At 33.2% G+C, this 21,091-nt stretch carries 18 protein-coding genes and 1 tRNA gene; 5 read left to right on the forward strand and 14 right to left on the reverse strand.

Features of this window, described 5'->3' with window-relative positions; translation table 11 throughout:
- Positions 1 to 160 precede the first annotated feature (160 nt).
- Entirely contained in the window at positions 161 to 1,657 is a 1,497-nt protein-coding gene (locus AW729_RS09665; protein WP_112124920.1) for a transposase, read from the forward strand.
- Positions 1,658 to 1,896: 239 nt separating this feature from the next.
- Here the strand turns inward: AW729_RS09665 and ribC are convergent, their stop codons facing one another.
- The 7 genes from ribC to AW729_RS09700 all read right to left on the reverse strand — a co-directional run bounded on the left by ribC (position 1,897) and on the right by AW729_RS09700 (position 8,185).
- On the reverse strand, positions 1,897 to 2,358 hold the full coding sequence (ribC, locus tag AW729_RS09670; protein WP_112124921.1) for a riboflavin synthase: 462 nt from the start codon (positions 2,356 to 2,358) through the stop codon (positions 1,897 to 1,899).
- Positions 2,359 to 2,383: 25 nt separating this feature from the next.
- Positions 2,384 to 3,370 carry a methenyltetrahydromethanopterin cyclohydrolase gene (gene mch / locus AW729_RS09675; protein WP_112124922.1) on the reverse strand — a complete coding sequence of 329 codons (987 nt, stop codon included), beginning with the start codon at positions 3,368 to 3,370 and terminating at the stop codon, positions 2,384 to 2,386.
- A gap of 135 nt (positions 3,371 to 3,505) precedes the next feature.
- On the reverse strand, positions 3,506 to 4,135 hold the full coding sequence (locus tag AW729_RS09680; protein ID WP_112124923.1) for a thymidylate synthase: 630 nt from the start codon (positions 4,133 to 4,135) through the stop codon (positions 3,506 to 3,508).
- Positions 4,136 to 4,137: 2 nt separating this feature from the next.
- Entirely contained in the window at positions 4,138 to 5,115 is a 978-nt protein-coding gene (locus AW729_RS09685) for a methionine synthase (RefSeq protein WP_112124924.1), read from the reverse strand.
- A 225-nt stretch (positions 5,116 to 5,340) separates the two neighbouring features.
- Positions 5,341 to 6,420: a hypothetical protein gene (locus AW729_RS09690; protein ID WP_112124925.1), complete on the reverse strand. Its 1,080-nt coding sequence runs from the start codon at positions 6,418 to 6,420 to the stop codon at positions 5,341 to 5,343.
- 443 nt (positions 6,421 to 6,863) lie between these two features.
- Positions 6,864 to 7,484 (reverse strand): IS200/IS605 family accessory protein TnpB-related protein, encoded by a 621-nt coding sequence (locus AW729_RS09695; protein ID WP_162685890.1) that lies wholly within the window; start codon positions 7,482 to 7,484, stop codon positions 6,864 to 6,866.
- Entirely contained in the window at positions 7,466 to 8,185 is a 720-nt protein-coding gene (locus AW729_RS09700; RefSeq protein WP_112124927.1) for a hypothetical protein, read from the reverse strand. The genes AW729_RS09695 and AW729_RS09700 overlap by 19 nt, the downstream gene beginning before the upstream one ends.
- 1,220 nt (positions 8,186 to 9,405) lie before the next feature.
- Between AW729_RS09700 and AW729_RS09705 the strand changes: the two genes are divergently transcribed.
- Together AW729_RS09705 and AW729_RS09710 are read left to right on the forward strand one after the other, a co-directional pair.
- Positions 9,406 to 9,945, forward strand: coding sequence for a transposase (locus tag AW729_RS09705; protein ID WP_236951281.1), 540 nt, complete (start codon positions 9,406 to 9,408; stop codon positions 9,943 to 9,945).
- Positions 9,946 to 10,145: 200 nt separating this feature from the next.
- Positions 10,146 to 10,219 (forward strand) — tRNA-Ala (locus AW729_RS09710).
- Here AW729_RS09710 and AW729_RS09715 read toward each other — a convergent pair.
- The 4 genes from AW729_RS09715 to AW729_RS09730 form a co-directional block, all read right to left on the reverse strand.
- Positions 10,220 to 11,254, reverse strand: a complete 1,035-nt coding sequence (locus AW729_RS09715; protein ID WP_112124929.1) for a DUF354 domain-containing protein — start codon at positions 11,252 to 11,254, stop codon at positions 10,220 to 10,222.
- Between the two features lie 49 nt (positions 11,255 to 11,303).
- On the reverse strand, positions 11,304 to 11,960 hold the full coding sequence (gene hypB, locus AW729_RS09720) for a hydrogenase nickel incorporation protein HypB (protein ID WP_112124930.1): 657 nt from the start codon (positions 11,958 to 11,960) through the stop codon (positions 11,304 to 11,306).
- The gene (gene hypA / locus AW729_RS09725; protein WP_112124931.1) at positions 11,953 to 12,336 is read right to left on the reverse strand and encodes a hydrogenase maturation nickel metallochaperone HypA; all 384 of its coding nucleotides are present in this window, start codon (positions 12,334 to 12,336) and stop codon (positions 11,953 to 11,955) included. The genes hypB and hypA overlap by 8 nt, the downstream gene beginning before the upstream one ends.
- Positions 12,337 to 12,475: 139 nt before the next feature.
- A complete protein-coding gene (locus AW729_RS09730; protein ID WP_112124932.1) occupies positions 12,476 to 12,679 on the reverse strand; it encodes a hypothetical protein in 204 nt (67 codons plus the stop codon).
- Positions 12,680 to 12,878: 199 nt separating this feature from the next.
- Here AW729_RS09730 and AW729_RS09735 point away from each other — a divergent pair, with 199 nt between their 5' ends.
- Positions 12,879 to 13,751 (forward strand): ribose-phosphate diphosphokinase, encoded by an 873-nt coding sequence (locus AW729_RS09735; RefSeq protein WP_112124933.1) that lies wholly within the window; start codon positions 12,879 to 12,881, stop codon positions 13,749 to 13,751.
- A gap of 146 nt (positions 13,752 to 13,897) precedes the next feature.
- Here AW729_RS09735 and AW729_RS09740 read toward each other — a convergent pair whose 3' ends face one another.
- Together AW729_RS09740 and lonB are read right to left on the reverse strand one after the other, a co-directional pair.
- Positions 13,898 to 15,844: a DEAD/DEAH box helicase gene (locus AW729_RS09740; RefSeq protein ID WP_236951225.1), complete on the reverse strand. Its 1,947-nt coding sequence runs from the start codon at positions 15,842 to 15,844 to the stop codon at positions 13,898 to 13,900.
- A 286-nt stretch (positions 15,845 to 16,130) separates the two neighbouring features.
- Complete coding sequence (lonB, locus tag AW729_RS09745) at positions 16,131 to 18,029, reverse strand: ATP-dependent protease LonB (RefSeq protein WP_394339572.1); 1,899 nt, start codon at positions 18,027 to 18,029, stop codon at positions 16,131 to 16,133.
- Positions 18,030 to 18,402: 373 nt separating this feature from the next.
- Between lonB and cobQ the strand changes: the two genes are divergently transcribed.
- Positions 18,403 to 19,917, forward strand: a complete 1,515-nt coding sequence (gene cobQ / locus AW729_RS09750; protein WP_112124935.1) for a cobyric acid synthase CobQ — start codon at positions 18,403 to 18,405, stop codon at positions 19,915 to 19,917.
- Between the two features lie 45 nt (positions 19,918 to 19,962).
- On the opposite strand, the gene AW729_RS09755 is transcribed toward cobQ, so the two are convergent.
- A complete protein-coding gene (locus AW729_RS09755; protein ID WP_236951226.1) occupies positions 19,963 to 21,078 on the reverse strand; it encodes a VWA domain-containing protein in 1,116 nt (371 codons plus the stop codon).
- Positions 21,079 to 21,091: the final 13 nt, after the last annotated feature.

Genomic DNA, 21,091 nt, shown 5'->3' on the forward strand with positions numbered 1-21,091 from the left:
AAAGTTATATCTATATGTAAAGATATACTTTTAATCATTTTTCATATGGAGATTATTTTTATTCTTATTTTTGTTAATAATCATTAATTAATTAGTAAAGTTTATATAGTAGATTATACATAATTATTATTATAAATTGAATTAAATGGATTGTTTATTTATGGTTATGAAAAATATGGATAAGAAACAAACTAAACTAATTATTAGAACTAATGATTACAACGTTCCAAGTGATCATATTTCTCGTTTTGTTGTTGATTTTATTGAAGATGCTTATGAAAAATTAGACATTAAAATAAATGAAAATAATAAAGGTAGACCCTCTTATAACCTTTGTTCAATGATTAAATTACTTATTTGGGCTAAATTAGAACATATGGATAGTGCTAGAATTATTGAAGAGATGGCAAAGTACCATGATATATTTAAGTTTGTTTGTGATGGAATTACTCCTTCAGAACGAACAATACAAAGATATCGGGATGAATACGGAGAATATTATGAGTTATTTCTACAAATGACACTGAAAAAAGCATCAGAAGAAAAATATACAGAATTTAATCACGTTGCTATCGATGGAACTGTGAAAAAAGCATGTAATTCCAACCATAATACAATCTCAAAAAAAGAAACCCAACTATTACTTCAATACTACAAAGGAGTTCAAATTGATGAAGATAAACTGGAAAACCTTCATAAACCTGCTAAAAAATTATATGAAAATCCAAATCTAAATAATGAAGAAAAATTAGAAATATTATACGACATAGAAACAGAATTCACACTCACTGGACAAGATAAAATACCAATGAACGATAAACAAGCACGTAAAATGAAAGGAAAAAAAGGAAACTTCTTAATAGCATATAATATACAATCAGCAGTTGATTATGATACAAAATTAATTTGTGCAATAAATGTCACACAAAGTCCAACAGACCATTACCAACTACCAGCAATAGCCGATAAAGCAATAAAAAATATAAAAAGAATACCAGAACATATGAGTGCAGATACCATCTATTTAAATCCCACAAGCTTATCTTACTTTAAAAATAAGAATATTGATGGACTAATACCAACAAGAAAACAATCCAAAGAAATAATAGGAAAATTAAACAAAAACCCATTTCATAAAGATCATTTCGAATATATCGGAGAAAAAGATGTATTTAAATGTCCAGCAGGACAATATTTAACATTTTACAATCAATACACAATACCAGACAAAGATCCAGAAAAACCAGCAAAAATAAAACGATTATACAACAATTACACAGCATGCAAAAACTGTAAATATCAAAAAGACTGCATATCACAAAAACAAACACACAGAACCATCACAGAAAACGGTAATAGATTACAAATAGAAATGTACTTTAAAATGGAAAAAGAAGAATATCAAGAAGAATATAGTAAAAGACCATGTGTTGAAGGACCATTCGGAACATTCAAAGAATTTTATCATATAGAACAAGAAGTTGTAATAGGAAAAACAAAAACAGAAGAAAGAATCTACTTAGATGCATTAGCATATAACATAAAAAGATTATACAACTTAAAATACAATAAAAACAATCAAAAAGAAGATATAATGAATTTTTGCGAAAATATATCCGTTAAACACCAATTAGCACTTGATGTAAATATATTTTAAAAAAAATCAAAAATTCATTTTTGGCGGACACCCTGAGAAGAATAAAAAAAGGACAATATGCAAATTGATTTATAAAAAAAAGGGATTGTCAACGAAAAAAATAGAGGTAACGCTTTAAAATCTATCATTATATTGAAAACTTTTAAATAACTGATTGTGGATAATTCAAAAATATCAGTCATGGCATGATATTATTATAAAAATAGAATTTGGGGGGGGGGGTGGTCAATGGGTTGCAATTATAATGGTCCTTTGTCTTCTCTTCCTTCTCGTATTCCCTGTCCGGCTTCTTTTCTAAGTGCATCCGGCTTAAAGAGCATCTTGACGACATTATCCGCGTGCTGTGTTGCACGGTTATGCATCAGTTCTTTAAGGTCCTTGTCGTTTATGCCCTCGTCTTCATGCACGAACACTTCAATGATATGTGTATTCGTCATTAATTGTGCCTGAATTAACCCGGTACTGGCCTCATGTGCACATAGTTTATCGATTTTTTCACCGCCGGGCATACCGAATGCCATGACAAGTTCGCAGCCTTCCTCTTCAATCAGTTTTTTAGCACTAACTGGTAAATCCTTAACTCCTGGAACGTATCTTTCGATAAACTTGACTCCTGTTACCTGTTTTTCTATTTGTTTGCGTGCTGCCTTTGCCATGTCATATCTGGCAAATGTTGTACTGGTTAATCCAATCTTTTTCATTATGTTACAACTCTTTTTTTTTTATTTATTTTTTGTTGATTATTTCTATTACTTCAAATGATTTTTTAAGTCTTTCAAGGTCAATAAATCCTGTATGGTACATCTGGCCGGTCACCATATCATTGACGATAACCTGTGCCGGTGCAAATACTTCCTTCGGCATACTGTAGAAGTCATGATTTGCCTCTTCAAATAGTTCAAGGAAGCTTTGACCATATTTTTCTGAAGCTGATGACGGTAAGTTTGCGGCCAGTTGTTCAAGGCTTTCTCCTTCATCAGGTTCTATGTAGTAGTATGCCCTTCCACCGAAGATTATTGCATCATTTGTTTTTCCCATTGCCTTTACGCTATCAGGGTCAACCGGTGTAATCGGTGTAATTGCGGCTGCATATGTTATCTTTGTAACGTCAAAGTCCATTACCTCAAACATTTTGTAGACGCCGCATTCAAGTGCACGGCCTGATATTTGTATTGAAGCTACAAGGGATGATGTTGGAGCGACTAATATCGTAAGGTTTTCTGCTTTGACGTTACATTCATCTGCTATATAATTTGCTACATTCTCATCAGGCAGGCTGTCTGCTTCAAGTGTTATGACGGCCACATCTGATTCTTCAACATATCCTGTCATTTCATAAATTGGGTTATTTTTAAACTTATGTGTCTGTGCAGGACCTGATGCTATGGCATAATAACTGTCAACGTCAATTTTCCATCCTGCCTTTTGTGAACCCAGGGTGGATAGTGCAGGAAAATCGGTTTTTACCTTAACTGCGGGCATTGCCATAATGTCACTTAAATCCCCTGGGATGGATATACCAACGTCACTTATACCACCAAGACATACTTTTGTGAATAATTCCCCACCTTTTATACTTCCTTTGGCATTTACTCCACAGTCTATTAATCTTGTACCATTAGGTAATGTTGTTGATATTAATTTGTAACTACTTGCGTCTTCAAACATTTTATCTGCTATTTTTTTAGCAGCTATATTCATACTCATTGTCATGATAAAAATCTCCATTAAATTATAATTTATAATTATTCTATTAAATGTTATTTCTAGCCTTTATAATTATCTATTACTCTTTTTAGCTTTTTTTATATTTAATAATTAACTTTTTAATAGTGTATGTTTAGGCAATCAGTATTTTTGTAGTATTTCTTTGGCTTTATCCCAGTCATGTTCATATATATGCAGACTCATTGCATGATGTACCATGTTGACTAGTTTTGTGTTGGTATTTTCAGCTACATAATAACCGACTTCACGTATCCCGAATAGATTGGGGAATGTTGCACCGCCACAATCGTTGCTTCTGAAAAAGTCGGTCATATACAGCTGGTCGTTTCTGATGAGAAATGCTATTTCTTGAAGACATGGAATCTCGTCCACGCTGTTATCCTGTACTGGGTCAATTGTTATTGCAATGGCACGACGAGATTCACGACAGTTGTTTAGTTTTTCAATACATTTATCCAGCTGGTCTACTTCAAAGTATTGTCTAAGCCTGTTACCATAGGTATATACAAATCCTTGACTATTGTCCGGATCCAAGAGTTCCTGCTTGTATGTTTCCAGCCTATCATCATGCCATGGGGAACACTCAGGTATTGTATTGTCATCAGGATCTGTGATTTCAATCATTACATTTTGCAGTTCCTTTGTTAAGGTTCCTCGTTCATCTGTCACTTCATGACCTTCAAGCATTATTTTCTTTACGCATGTCAGCCATGCCTTTGCTATTGAATTTGTTCGAATAAACTTTGCCATATCTAAACACCATTATTTCTAATACTTTGAATAACTTCCAATTTGCCCCTGGCTATATCATCATCAAGCATTCTCATACCGCAGTCTGGGTCAATTAGGAGATTTTCTTTATCAATTATTTTACACACATCTGTTACAGTTTTTCTTACATCACTTTCATCATCTACGGATTCGAGTTTTGTGTTAAGACAACCGATTCCTATTTGTTTGTTACATTCAGGAGTCCAGGCCTTTTTCAATGTCTTGATATTCTGGGGCATACCAGAAAACTCAAAGTCCAGGATATCAACGTCAAACTTAAGAAGATCTTCCAGGACATCCTTCAAATCACCGCATACATGTAATATTACGGGAATATTCACGGAGTTGCTGATGTATTCAACCGCTGTTTTAGATACCTCAATATCCTCTGCACCTGTTGATATAAACGGTTCATCAATTTGAATGGCACATGCTCCACTTTTTTCAAGTTCCCTTGCCTCATAACTTAATGCCTTTGCTATGTCAAAAATGGCGTTTTTCTTTGATGAATAAAAGTGGTCAATAATTGATGAGTGAACAATAGTTGTAGGGCCCGTGATTATCCCCTTAATTCCCCTTTGTTGATGGGCATATATTTTATCAAGGGATGCATTTAACTGAAACCTGTTGTCTAATGATTTTGCTGTTTTGAATGCAAAATGCAAATCCTTTGAGGATATTCCGCGTGCTGCAGGGGTAATTTTTCCCTTGATGTGGGCGGTATTATCTATAATCTTAAAACCAAAAATCTTGCTTGCAAAGATTTTCACCATGTCCTCTCTTACCTGCCCGTCACATATTATGTCAATGTCACATTCAACAAAATTTGTAACAGCATTAACAATCGCCTGCTTGTATGGGTCGAATAAGCCTAATGAATAGGATATTTTTTCATTAAATGTTTGGGCTTTATGGGTATGTGTAGGATAACTACCAACTACTGTTGTTATAATATTCATAATTTTCAATCCGTAACTAAGATAATTTTTTATTCAAAAATTTTATCACTAAATAATTATTTGTAATTAACCATTAAAAAATTTTTCAAGTAGTCCATATAATAACCTAAATATGCTAATTTCTTAATTTGATTTAAACAAGTTTGTCCTTAATATTTCATCGGATGACTCTTTAAATTCCAATAAAAATAATTTACATTAAAAAAAGAAAAATTGGAGGTTAAATCAACGTTTAGTAGTAACTGTGTGGGCTAATATTAATGCACTTAGGAATAAGTATGTGACCATTGCAGAACCATTTATTGTCCTGGTAATAATGAACAATCCCAGTATGGTTTGGGCTATAAATGCTGCAAGTGAACCCGTCAGTAATGCTTCACGTCCATAATACTTTTTGTTGCCGCGTTCACGTTCTGCCTTGTATTTTCTTAGAATAACCAATCCTATAATAATAACTGCTAAAATCCATATTATTGTTATTGCTAATGCCACATATCCAAAGTCATATCCAATACCAAAAATACCTGGTAAGAAGTAATCGATTACGTCCTTTTTAGTCACCAATATACCGTAGAATAATGGGAATGGGAGACCTAAACTGGTAATGTATGTTAATGGTAATGAAATGTACCCATCACTGTTTCCTAGACCTGAACTTCCCCAATATGTTGAGTTTGCAGTGTGACCCCATAAGTTGGTGTTGTCTATTACTAGTTTTAAACTAGCAAACTGATTTAAATTCATACGATCAATTCTTGCAAGAGGACTTATAATTTCCATGTGGAATAATTGTGCAATGCCTTCTAAAGCTCCAAATAATATCAATATTCCTATTATTAACAATCCGATTGTTCTAAGGGATACCGGGGACTTTTTATTATGCATCTTATTGATTATTAAGAATCCTGCAATTAATCCAAGAACCCACATAATTAAGAAGTCACGGTGTACAATTGCTCCAAATATTGTGATTGCACCTGTAATTATATATAATAATAACGTGATGCTCGATGTCTTGACATCCAGCATCTTCATTATGGGTATCGTAGCCCAGGAAGTAACCACTCCCAGAATTGCTATTGGACCATAAGGGTGTGTAAATTCATGGTGGCTTAAAAATGGTACTACTAAACACAATGCATCAAAACCAAATGCTACTGTAATTCCTCCACCTATCACTATTGATAATAGGAATACTATACTGTAATTTAAAGGTACGAAGTTTAACAATAGTAATACTCCTATATGTATGAGTATAGCGAATTCTAAAATCAATGTAAGGTGATTAGTTGCTATAAGTGCCATGTATTCATCTATCCTCCATATTGTCACTTGTTGGATTAACCAATATCATAATCCTATTTCTATATTTATATTGATAATTTGTTTTATTAATAGTTATTTGATATTAATTTTTAAATAATTTTTTCATGAGACTTGGCCAAAAGTATTTTAAAACAAAAAAAAGTATTACTCATATAAGTCAAGAAGAAAAAAAAACTTCCATAAACATATATTTTATAATACAACCATTTTTTTCATTTTAAAGCAAGTAAACAATAAACAGCATAACAGTTCTTTCTTTCTTATTAAAGATTTAAAACCCAGAAATAATCATACTGCATGGAGAACTCTCTTTTGCCTTTGTTCAAATCAAATAACGACAAACATGTGATAATAACAATAATGGACAATAAGGGATAAACATTTTTTTTATATTGCATCTATTATATATCTGGATGTCTTGGTTATAATTTGATTTTACTTGGAGTAGTCTGGACCCACTTACACAATAGCTCAAAATTGAACCTATGCTTACATTTTCTTATAATATTGGCTGCAGCGTTTACATCTGCGTTAATAATTTTTCCATTTTGTGTTTCGTATAATCCACGTTTGATTCTATTGCCCTTAAATTCATATTTAACTTTATCCTCCTCTTTTTCATCATCTTTTTCTTGGTATTCTGGTAGTATGTCTTCATCTAGGAAGCTGCTTTGGCTTGTGTATGATTCTTCCTGTATTATAAGGTCTATTTCGTGTATTTGGCATCGTGTTTCTAGTTTTTGTTTGAATTGTTTGAATGCTATGTGTGAAAATATTTGGTTTTGTTTTTTTCCCATATTGGTCTTGTGCTGGAAATTATTGTTGTATCCAAGCACAATTGTACCTACATCTTGTTGTTTGCATTTTTTTATGATGAAGTTTACTGTTTGGTTGAGGAAGTTGTCTTGTATGTTTTTGAATTTTTGGTTTATTTTTTGGATTCTATTGGATGTTTTATGTCCTTGTTTATTAAGTATTGATTGGTAGTGTGCTGTTTTCTTACATTTGAAGTATATTTGATTTTTTAATTTTCTCCCGTCCACAATTGCACGTGAGGCCCTTCGGTTGTAACAATTGTTGCAAAATTATTTACACCAGGATCAATACCCATAATTTTATTCTTATCCAAATCCAGTGGCTCTTTTTCAGCTTCATAAGTGAAATTTGCCTTAAACATCTTTCCATTATTTATAGGAATGATTTCCACTTGAATAATCTTTTTATCTCGTATATTCTCAGGAATTTTTATTCTAGGTCTACAATTCTTTGATTCCAAAAGTTTCTTATAATTTCTACTTAAGGGTAATTCTATAAAACCCTCTCTTAGCTTCTTTTTAGAAGAAGTAATAGATTCTTTCGGAATTATAATGTTATGTAATCGATAATTCTCATGTTTTTTAGGCGGATTAACCTTTTGATCATATTTACCATCAATTTTTTTATTTTTCAACTCAATATATCCATTGAATGATTCAACATGCTTTTTTATAGCAGCATTAGCTAAATGAGCCTGAATAAAAGAATATTCCATCTTAAATTCTTCTTTGACCTTGTTAATTATTGGTTTAAAATTTATTTTCTTAAAATGCTTTTTATCAGTAGATTTAACAAATGGCGTCTTTTCCACAGCACAATTTCTCAAATAGTTAAGTTTCAAGGAAATATCCACCAAAACATTATATTGTTTCATGGTAAGACCACGAATAAGAATACTTTGAGTTAATAAAACACAATCATCTGACATAATCTCTCTTAGTTCACCTCCTTTATAATCACTGAATAAACATAATCACATAATATCTAACAAAATGTTCCTCAATAAACATTCATAACAGTTCCCCATTATAAAGACATAACATATTACATGATTATATTATTATATTATTCATAGATACTATATAAATAAAATGTGAGCGTCTGATAAGTATTCAAAGGGGGGTCATGATAAGTATTAATAATATAATTATTTTAAATTTTAACTAAAGCAGATGTTAATAAATTAGTAAGTTTATAAAAGTATTACTTAAGAGTGAAAAAACATAATTTATGCCAACACTCCAGTTATAATTTTCTTTTTTTATAAAACGAGTATTTGACAAAACTATTTTTTTTTTGAATTTTTTAGTATTACTTTTTTTTAAGATCCTTTTTAATTTCTTTTTGATTTTCTATTTTATTTTTTCATTGCATTTAACTTTATTTTTATTATAATTCATTATTTATTTTTTATAGGCTTTATTGTTCTTCTATTATCCGTAATATTTAAATACTAGTTATTATATATATTTATATAGAGTTTTAAAAATATTTTGGTGTTTATTTATGGTTAAGAAAGTTATTGATAATGTTCAGACTCGTTTTGTCTATACTAGATTAGATGAATGAATTCCAGAGGATGATTGTTCTCGTTTTCTTGTACAGTTTGTTGATATGTTTTATCCTGTTTTGGATCTTGATGAAGTGGAAGGATTGCCTGGTTGTCCTTCATATCCTCCTCGTGAAATGTTTAAATTAGTAATTTATGGTTTTTATAGGGGTGTAACTAGTATTGAAATGTTTAGCTGAAATGGCTAAGTTTCATCAAATCTATCGTTATGTTTCAGGAGATATTAAACCATCTAGTAGAACTATTCGAAGATTTATTCAAAAAATATGGAGTCTATTTTAAAATATTGTTAGGTTGTTCGCTTATTTTTGCTAATGAGATTAATTTAACTGATTTTAATCATGTATCAGTTGATGGAAGTATTTAAAAAGCAGATAACAATCGTTTCAATGTTATACATAAAGATGATATAGAAATATTAATTAAATATTATGAAGAAGACTTTTTATCGGTTGAAGAGTTAAATAAACTTAGAAAACCAGCAAAAAGATTCATTGTAAAAGAAGATATATTTACATAAAAAAGGAATAACACCAATAATACCAGATAGAAAACAAACACGAAAAGAACAAGGCAAAATAAGCACCAACCCTTACCATAAAGACCATTTCCAATATAATTACAAAGAAGACACATACACCTGCCCAGAAAAACAAACATTATACTTCAAATACCAATATGAACGACCAGCCCAAAAAGAAGGCAAACCCAACAGAATAGAACGCAAATACATGAACTACGAAGCATGTAAAAACTGTCCATCACTACAAAAATGCACCAAAAGCAGCCACAGAATAATATCCGAATTCGCAAACGAAAATACACTAAAATTAAAACAATACATAGACACAAAAGAAGCACAAAACGAATACAAAAAAAGAGGAAACACAGTCGAAGCACCATTTGGAATATTAAAAATATCCTACAACTACAACAACCTAAGAACACATGGAATACAACAAACAGAAAACATAATGAACTTATGTGCACTATCACACAACATAAAAAGATTATACAACATAAAACACAACATACTCAACGAAATAACAGAAATAGACAACTTCCTAGAAAAACTATCAACATTATTCGAAACAGAACTCATAGCTACAATAAAATAAAAAAAAGTATTAACAAACCATAAAAAAATATAATTATGTCAAGTACTCTTCATTTAAAAAAAGTAATGTATATGTCGGTGATGATTATGGGATGTTGATTATTGTTTCTGAATACAAAATTAAAAGGTTACAAAAATAATTAAAGTATAAATATTATGATTGCTATAATATTATTTAGTAATTATTTTTATTTTAATCATGGGCTAGTAGCTCAGCTTGGTAGAGTGTCGCCTTGGCATGGCGGAGGCCTCGGGTTCAACTCCCGACTAGTCCATTATTTTTTAGAATCCTCATAACTTTTATATATTTCTCTGACAATCAGGTCAATCAGGTTATCTGTTTTTAATTCATGCTTTTCTTTAGGCTTCAACAGCAAATCCTTTGACATTGAAATGATATCTTCAAGGGTTGTGGATCTATTCATAAGGCCCTTTTCAATGTAATATGTATCAACAGACAATTGAGCTCCAGGATAACAGGATATTACGGGCGTACCTAAAAGTGCCGCTTCTCTGTTCATGGTACCTCCAGCTCCAATAACCAAATCCGCCTTTTTCATAAGACTAAATGTGTCAACAGGTGTTTTGATGATATGTACATTTTCAATATCCTTAAATATTTCACCCTGTGTCTTAAATCGAGGAATAATTAAAATGTCCGCCAAATCCTTCAGTTCATCAACAATTGGGGTAAGTACGGATTTTGTACAGTCGGCGTCCAGATATGATGCAAGTGATGGTTCAGGTCTCATTAAAATAATCTTGTCGTTTTTCAACTGTAAGTTCAAATCATCCAATATGTTTTCGTTATACTTGAAATCTTCCAGGTGCGTGACTTCACAGGTACCATTGTATCTGATTATATTATTCGGATTCATTCCGAACTTAACTGTATTCCAGACATCAAATATTTCCGGTATTATAAGTTTGTTTGTCAATGGTAACGTTAATTTGTTTGCAGCAATGGCGTGTTCATTATCCAGGACGAATATGTTGGGGATTGCAAGTCCGAATGCTACTCTGGGCATTTCAATCGAATGCTTTGAAATGGCAACATCAACATTCTCTTTTGATATGAACTTGGCTAATTTGTATGCACGTTCAGTACTTGATAACAGTTTTTCTTCTAGGCTAACTCCATGATTACCTATGGATGTATATTCCAAATCGAATATTTCCAGTAAGTCATGGATATTTGAAAAATCTCTGGCGGTTATAAGTACTTCATGACCATCTTTTTCCAGCTTCTTGATTATTCCATTGAAGAATCGTACATGTGGAGAATTTACTATATCTACCCATACTTTCATATGTAATCACTCTAAAAAAGGTAAATTTAAAAAAAATTAGGGGGATTAATCATTTGTTGTCATTGAATTTGCGTAACAATTCAATAATATCAGATACACCCTCTTTCGTTTTAAGGCTACATTTAACTACAGGTATATCAGGGTTAATTGTTTTGATGTCACAGACCATCTTGTCTGCATCCGCTCCGACAGCTTCTGCCAGATCAACTTTATTGACTATTGCCATGTCTGCGGTTTTGAAAATCATAGGATGTTTCTCAGCCGTATCATCACCTTCCGTAACACTTATTATCACACATCTTACATGTGTTCCGAGGTTAAAGTCGGCTGGACAGATTAGGTTTCCAACGTTTTCTATGAAAAGTACTTCTATGTCATCCAATGGCACGTCATCCAATGCATGTTCTACAAGGTGAGCGTCTAGGTGACATTCTTTTCCAGTGTTCAATCCTTTCACCGGAACATTTTTGGCTTCAATTCTTTGAGCGTCAAATTTACTGAGTATGTCTCCTGCTATAACTGCAATGTCCTCATCCATCTCATCAACTAACACTTCAAGTAGTGATGTCTTACCTGAACCCACAGCACCTACCAGGTCAACTGCAAATACATTCTTTTCATCCAACACTTTACGGTTTCCATATGCTAATTTGTCATTAGCTCTGATAATGTCCTGTTCAATTTCAATACTAGCTACGTTATGCATCTTCATCATCTCTTTCAATTTTTATTGTTTTTACATTACATTCCTGTCCTTGTATAATGTGAACTTGGGTATTTTCACATTCAGGACATCTTGCTACAGCCATTAAATGATCTCCATTTTCATCTGTTTTACTTTCACCTTTAAAACCACAGGATTCACATTCAATTTCTATTGGAATCATATTTATTATTATTTCCGCATCGTTAAGTAATGTGTCTTCACTCAATATTTCCATCATGAATCTGAGTTGTTCCGGGTTTAACATGGTCATTTCACCAATTTCTAAAACAGCCTCATTGATTTTGATAGCATCATTCTTTTTAGCAGTACTGAGTATTGCATCTACTATACTGCTAGCCATAGATAATTCATGCATCTTATAAACTCCATTTTCTAATATTTGTTTTTATCTTATTTTTATTTATCAACAATATATTATATGTCAATGCTAATAATAATCTTTTTTTATGTAATAATTATTTTGCAACTATTTTAATATGAGTATTAACATGATATCACCATAATGTGTCAAGGTCTTCTACATTATATGATTTCATACGTGGTCTATCATCCTCCAATTCATCTATTGAAGGTAATTTTTTAAGTTCCAATTCAATCAGGTATTCATAGTAGCCACTGAGAGTCAATCCGGATATGTTTCTGCAGACTGCCCTTGCCTTTTTTTGTAACTGTGGGTCTATGTTAATTTCCATTTTCATCTTGTTAGCCTCTAACTTTTTGACATGTAACAACTCGATAAATCTTTTGCTATAATTAATTATACATAGTTCTTTTAATTATCTTTTATCATTTTTTTCGAAAACTAAAAAAATATAATCTAGTATGTAGATAAATATAATCATTATAAAAAATTTTTAACATAATTTTTTAGGTACTTATTATATAGGAGTTTTATTTATGATAATCGGTGGATCTGCTTCTCAAGCATTAGCAAGCGAAGTTGCAAAAAATTTGGATGATAAATTGTGTCATGTTGAAACTAAGAAGTTTCCGGATGGAGAAAGATATTTCAGGATAGTTGATGAAATTGATGAAGATGAAGAAGTAATCATCATACAATCAACAGGTTATCCACAGGATGAAAATATGATGGAACTATTTTTCATATTGGACACTCTTTCTGATATGAATGTTAAAAATATTACGGTAGTATCTCCATATTTAGGTTACAGCAGACAGGAACGTAGATTTAAGGATACCGAATGTATATCTGCCAAGGCTACTGCCAGATTGATACAGGCGATGAATGTTAAGAGGGTCATTTCAATCAATCTACATGAAGAAAGTATCTGTGATTTGTATGGCATTCCTGTTGATAACTTATCAGCTATGCCGGCAATAGCAGAGTATATAAAGGAAAATACTGATGAAAAACCAGTAATATTAGCACCGGATAAGGGAGCACAAAATTTCGCAAAGGAAATAGCTACAATATTGGATACTGAGTATGATTATCTTGAAAAAGTAAGGTTATCTCCGGAAAAAGTGGAGACAAAAACCAAAAGCATATCTGTTGATGACAGAAGGGTTGTAATAATAGATGACATAATAAGTACTGGTGGAACCATAGTAAACGCTATTGAAATATTAAAACAACAGGGAGCAACAGCTGTAGATGTATACTGTGTACATCCAGTACTAGTAAATGACGCCGTGCTTAAAATTAATGCAGCAGGAGCGGATAATCTTCAGGCTACCAATACCTTAAAAAGTGAAGTGGCAGGTATCAGTGTTGCAAAAACAATAGCTAATCATATAAAATCATTGTAGATTTTATCATTTTATCTTTTTTTTCAAATTTAACTTTTCATATACTATGAATTTTAGTTTTCTTCAAAAAATAGCAGTTTCCTATTTAAATCAGGTGGGGCTGAGTTGTTTTAATTTTTTTTTAAAAAAATATATGGGCTGATGAATTAATCATATTCATCATAGTCTTTATAGCCGTTATATCTTTTATTGTACTTGTTGTTTGAGTAACTGTTCTTATTGTAGTTTTTATTTTCATATTTGTTGTCTTTGTCATAGCTGTTGTAATCGTTGTCATAACGGTTATAGTCATCGTTTTCATAATTGTCGTAATGATTATAGGTGTAGCGATTGTTGTTGTTGTAGTTGTTGTAATTTCGGGAATTGTTTCTTCTGTTGTTGTAGTTGTTGTTTTTATTCTTGTTGTACTTCTTGTTGTACTCGTTACGTTTTGGATTAAAATTTTTGTTGGGATTGTTTTTTCTAAATCTGTTTTTGTTGCTGAATTTTTTCTTTTTATCGTAATTGGTGGTATGTCCTTTCTTTTCTCTAGGCTTTGCAGGTTCGATGTGCACGTGCTTATTGTCAATATGGGTTTCGCCCATGAATCTATAGAAGTCACTTGCATTTTCGGTTGGAATCTCCACAAAGGAGAAATTGTCGAATATGTCAATATTTCCTATTTGGTGGCCGTTAAGTCCTGTTTTTTCGTGAACGGCGTTCAATATTACCGATACTGTCATGTCCTGTTTTCTTCCAACAGTCATGAAGAATTTAACAAAACCATCATGAGCTTCGGTATCACCAAATTCTTCTTCAACTCGTCCGTCTCTCATGATTTCCTTAAGCAACGTTGCAGCTATATCAATTGAGTTATATTCTTCCTCTATAAGTTTTTCAATGATATAAATTTCCTTTGTGATGTCTTCAGTATTTATCTTGGTTTTCAGTTGTTCTATGAAGTTGTCCTTTTTAACCTCTTCCACATCGCTGATGGATGGTATCGGTGCCTGTTCAATTTTGGTATTTGCATATCTTTGGATGTCCCTGAGTTGATATATTTCACGTCCGGATACAAAACTAAAAGCCTTACCGCTCTTTCCGGCTCTACCTGTACGTCCTATACGGTGTACGTAGTATTCGTTGTCGTTAGGTATCTCAAAGTTAAATACTGCTTCCACTCCGCTTACATCAATACCACGTGCTGCAACATCGGTAGCCACTAATACTTCTATGTTACCGTTTTTAAACTTATTCATTACCTGGTCACGTTGGTTTTGGGTTAAATCTCCATGTAATGCATCTGCAAGATATCCTCGTATTTGCAGGTGACTTACCAGTTTATCCACTCTTCTTTTCGTGTTGCAGAATACTAAGGATAAATCAAAATTGTTTAAATCAAGCAGTCTTGATAATAATTCCAGTTTCATATCTTCTTTAACTTCAAAATAGAGCTGTTCCACGTCTGGTGTTGTCAGTTCGTGTTGTGTTACCTTAACTATTTCTGGATTCGTCTGGTACCGGTTGGTCATTTGAAGTATTTCCTCAGGTAGTGTTGCAGAAAATAGTAGGAATTGTCTTTCATATGGTATGTCTTCTAGGATATATTCAATATCCTCTCTAAAACCCATGTCTAACATTTCATCCGCTTCATCAAGAATCACGGTCTTGATGCTGTCTAAGTGAATTGTCTGTCTATCGATATGATCCATTACACGTCCCGGTGTACCTATTATTACCTGCACTCCCTTTTGCAGTGCTTTGATTTGTCTTTCAATTGGTTGGCCACCATATACGGGTAATACATTAATTTCAGGTAAGTATATTGCCAATTTTCTTAACTCTTCAGCCACTTGTATTGCTAATTCGCGTGTAGGACATAAAATTATTGCTTGTAGACTGTTATCGTTACTGTCTAGATTTTCAAGTAGGGGTATTCCGAATGCCGCTGTTTTTCCAGTACCTGTTTGTGCTTGTCCCGTTACATCTTTGTGTGCTAATATTTTTGGTATGGCTAATGATTGAATCGGTGTTGCTTCTTCAAATCCCATGTCTTCTATTGCCTTTTGTATTTCTGGAGATATGTCCAAATCTTTAAATTCTAGTTTTTCCATTTTTCATACTTCCTTATCTGGGTATGTTCTTATTCGTTCGTCTGACAAATGATAATACTGGCGTATTATCGCTTAAAATCTTGTTTATGCATATTTTTTATAAAATAGTTATAGTTTTGATTAACTATATTTCTCTCATTTTCAAATTGATATTATTTTACAATATTATAATATTTAATAAAATTAATATTTATTTATATCTGTTAATTGAGCAATTATAAAGTATAATTTATAACCAGACTTTAATAAAAATAGTATAAAAAGAAAGTATTAGGGGATTTAACCTCTAATTTTTGGTTATTTGGGGGGTTACGATGTCAGAAGCCTTTGGAATCATTTCTTTGATTTTATCAATTTTGTTCTCTTTCAATGTTTTGATAAATTCGTCCTTTTTAGGTCCTACAAGTGCATGTTCAAGTACATCAGTCAATGTTTCTACAGGGATGATTTCTATCATGTCCTTGTATTTCTTGTCGATTAATACATCATTGATGTTACTTGCAGGGATTAAGACCTTTTTCATTCCGGATTCTGCGGCGGCTTCTATCTTGTATGTTGCACCACCTATAGGCAGTACGGTTCCACGAACACTGAGTGAACCTGTCAATGCCAGTGTCTGATCGATTGGTATGTTTTCTATTGCGGATATGATGGCGGTTGCCATTGATACACTTGCACTGTCTCCTTCCACTCCATCATATGACTGTACAAATTGGATGTGTATGTCATAGTTTGATATGTCTGTTCCAATACTTTTCTTGATGATTGCACCAACGTTTTGAACTGCTTCTTTTGCTATGTCTCCCAGTTTACCTGCAGCGATTATTTTTCCCTCTTCCTTACTTTGTGATGGTGCTGCTTCAGCTGCAATAGGTAGTACTATACCACTGGAGTTTCCGATAACTGCTAATCCGTTTATGCATCCTATTTTTGAACCTTCGTTTGCAAATACACTGTATTCTTTTCTTTGTGAGATGTATCTGTCTGCTATTTGTTGTTCTAATGTTCTTGACTGTTTTTTAGCTTCAAACACGTGGTCCGGTGTTACCTTGTTTGCATTTTCCTCTACCGCAATATCTCCTGCTGCACGTACAAGACCACCTAAATCCCTTAATTTTAATGTTAAGGAATCTTTTTTACCAGCTCTACGTTGTGCTTCTTTAATGACTTCTGCAACAGCCTCTTTTGTAAACTGAGGTATCCTTCCATCATTTTTGATTTCCTGAGCCACGAATTGGCCAAGTTTCTTACGGTTTTCAGGTGTATCCTTCATGCTGTCCTTCATAAATACTTCATAACCGTATCCTCTTATCCTGGATCTTAGGGCTATGTGCATATCTTCCAGTACTTCAAGGTTTCCTGAAGCTACAAGTACAAAGTCACATGGAACTGCATCTGTTCTTACCATTGCACCACTGCTGTTGTCACTTTGACCGGTAATTTGGTACTTGTGTTCCTGAAGTGCGGTCAGTAGTTCCTGTTGGGTTTTCATAGTCATTGTACCGATTTCATCTATGTAAAGAACTCCCTTGTTGGCACGGTGTATCATACCGCTTTCAACTCTTTCGTGTGCTGGTGTTCCAAGACCTCCTGATTGGTATGGGTCGTGTCTTACATCTCCCAGTAATGCACCTGCATGGGCACCCGTTGCATCGATAAATGGTGCAACGTTCTTTTGGTCATTGTTTACCAGTAGTTTAGGTGATGACTGCTGGTTTTTTGGTTTAATCTGGTAGAATGCAAAGAAGATTATACCTACCGCAATGATTGCAGTTAGGAATTGGTTTGTCATAAATCCGATAGCCATGATAAGAGCCATTACCGCTATCATTATCATGTTTTTTCTTTCTTCCTGACCTTTTATGTTTTTCTTGGCATTTTCCATTACTTTTTGTCCCTGGCCTGCAGGCATAACGCCTACCAATGGATTGTTTGGATTTTCTATATTTGGATATATCAGTATGTCCTGTAAATCTTCCGGTGGTAACAGTTCGGCCATTGCCTTTGCTATCATTGATTTACCGATACCCGGTTCTCCAATAAGCAGCACGTTTCTTCGTTGTTTGGCCGCCTTTTTTATGGTTTCAACAGCTTCTTCCTGGCCTATTATCTGGTCAATAAGCATTTCTGGAATATGGATGGTGTCTGTATCGGCGTATTCTTCGGGGTTTATCTCATCTTGGATGAATTCGTTCTTGCTGTTTTCTTCGGAGGTATTTGTTTCTATATTTTCTTCATTATCTTCTTGGGTATTTTCATTTTCTAAACTTTCATCAGTACTGTTTTCTTCTATACTGTTATTTTCAATCTCGGTTATTTTTATTCCTCCTTTATTTAATTGGGTGATGTTCGATTATTACTATTATATTTTTTTTATTATTTTCTTATATATTATTTACATAATAAATTTAAGTAACCATAGGTATTTAAAAGTGTCTTTTTTGCATAATTTTCTAATTATTACTTGGCTAAATTAATGTGTTATTTAAAAATTAAAATATTAATGTAAGATATAATAAATATACTTATATACTTTTAAAAAAGTCAGGAGAAAGAAAATGAAATACATAATGTTTCAAGGAACATCATCAAATGCAGGTAAAACATTAACAGTAGCTGCATTATGTAACTTATTATCAAGAAAAGGTTACCGAGTCACACCTTTCAAATCACAAAACATGTCTTTAAATTCATATACAACAATCGACAATGATGAAATGTCAATAGCTCAAGTAATGCAAGCTGAAGCAGCAGGGATAGAACCTAATTGCCATATGAATCCAATACTTTTAAAACCAAAAGAAGATTTTACATCACAAGTAATAGTTCAGGGAAAACCGGCGGGGGATATGCGATTTGATGAATATCAGGAAAATTTCAGGGAAGACGCATTGAAAGCCATACATGAATCATTGGATTACCTGAAGGAGGATTATGACATAACTGTAATTGAAGGTGCCGGATCACCTGCGGAAATCAACATGTATGATAGGGACCTGGCAAACATGTTAATTGCCAGAATAACCGATGCTGATGTAATCCTGGTTGCCGATATTGATAGGGGAGGAGTATTTGCGTCCATTGTAGGTACATATTACCTACTTCCTGAAGAAGATCAAAAAAGAATCAAGGCAATAATCATAAACAAGTTCCGAGGAAATGCAGATGTACTTAAATCAGGTATAGAAAAAATTGAAGAATTAACGGGTGTACCCGTAATCGGTATAGTCCCATTTGCAGAAAACCTAAATATTCCTGAGGAAGATTCCGCATCATTATCCATTCATCAGTTCAATGAAAATGAAAAAATAACCATAGGGACATTAAGGCTTCCTAGAATAGCAAACTTCACAGATATCGATCCTTTGGATTATGAACCTGACGTGGGAATAAAATTGGTGGACATATATGATGACTTTGAAGGTATAGATGCATTGATTATTCCAGGTACAAGAAATACGGTAAATGATATCGAGGAACTTAAAAAATCCGGTGCATTTGATAGGATAAAGCAACTGGCTAAGAAGATTCCAATAATCGGTATATGTGGTGGATATCAGATGCTGTCCAAAGAAATTATTGATGCTGAATGCAAAGAATCAAAGCATGGAACCGTAGAAGGATTGGGATTACTTGATATGGTTACCGAGTTTGGCCAAATAGAAAAGGTCGTAAAACAAAGTGAAGCTACTGTAATAAATGATAGTGATTTAGGTTTTAAGAAGGATACAATTGTAACGGGATATGAATTGCATGAAGGAATAACCCACCTATCCGATAATGTGGAACCATTTTTAAAAATAATTAAGGGAAACGGTAATGATACCGATGGAATCTATGACGGTGCAATAAAAGACAATGTATGCGGTACATACTTCCATGGAATATTCCATAACTTCGAATTCAGAAGACAGTTTACAGATATGCTACGCGTTAAAAAAGGATTAGATCCATTAGGCATAACAACCGATGAATTCAAGGAAGCAAAAACTGCCAATTATGATCAATTGGGTGACTTACTGGCAGATAATGTGGATATGGATTTCTTCGAGAAACTGCTTAAGGAAGAGTAAAATCCTTCTAAATTTTCTATTTTTTTCAAATACTTCTTTTTAATATTAAATTTCACGTATAACCTTGGCAAATTCGTTCAAGGTGCTTGTCTGAAATACTTTGGCCCCTACTTCTTCATAATCTTTCACACAACTGGTTGGAGTATTCCATCTGACTTTATTTTCAGGATTGAATATGTATACATTACGGCTTTTGACTATGATCTTTCTAAGTATCTTGGCACTTTCCAATACTCCATTGACGCGTCTTCCATTCCAATCTCTGCAGTCGGTCAGTATGATGACATCAGTCTGATAATCCAATTTGCAGTCCCTTAAAAATTGTCCGAACGCCTTTGTCATATCCGAATGACCTCTTGGTCTTAAACCCATCCCCTGATGTGCAACGTTTATTTGAAAAGAGTTTTTGAATTCCATGTCAAGTATTTGAGTCACATCAACAATTCTATGATCAAAATCATAAATGTTCATCCTATCAAAACTGTCATGGCAACCGCACATCAATGCAAAAAACCATGTTGTAGCCCATTGACAGGATATACTGATATCACATAGGAATATGTGCTTTGATTTATGGTGGGGTGGCCTGTTGTATACCAAGTTGATTAGATGTCCGCCGTTTTTAAGATTTTTCCTGATTGTCTTTGGAATATTGATTTTATGGGAGAATTCCTCTTTTTTTCTAAGGCTTCTATGGTTTGCTATTTTCTTGCTGAACTTTTGACATAATGAATATACCCTATAATCAATACTGTCCAATGTGGATAGCTTATCATCTAAAATACTGTTGTCCACTAGTTTTTTATGCTCCAGCCTTCTTCGAATAATGGTTTCACGGGTTGTATCCTCACGGGGACCGTTTTCACTGGCTGTTTTGGTATACTGTTGGTTTTCCTTTATATCCAACGGAACATAATCGGCCTTTCTGTTTTTAGTATCTCTATTGTATATGAATACATTGTTAAAGGCCCTTTCATACTTGGGAAGGTCTTCCTTATTTTTCACATAGACACTTTTCAAAGCATCCTTCAATTCAGTTAATGTTAGCTTACTTTTATATTGGTCCCATATGACTGTTGCGGTTATGCTGCTACGTATACTGACATCCATGCCTTCTCTTCTTAAAAAATAGGATAACGTTAAAATCTTCTCATAATTCATATTAATCATCAAA

Source organism: Methanosphaera sp. BMS (assembly GCF_003268005.1).
GTDB lineage: Archaea > Methanobacteriota > Methanobacteria > Methanobacteriales > Methanobacteriaceae > Methanosphaera.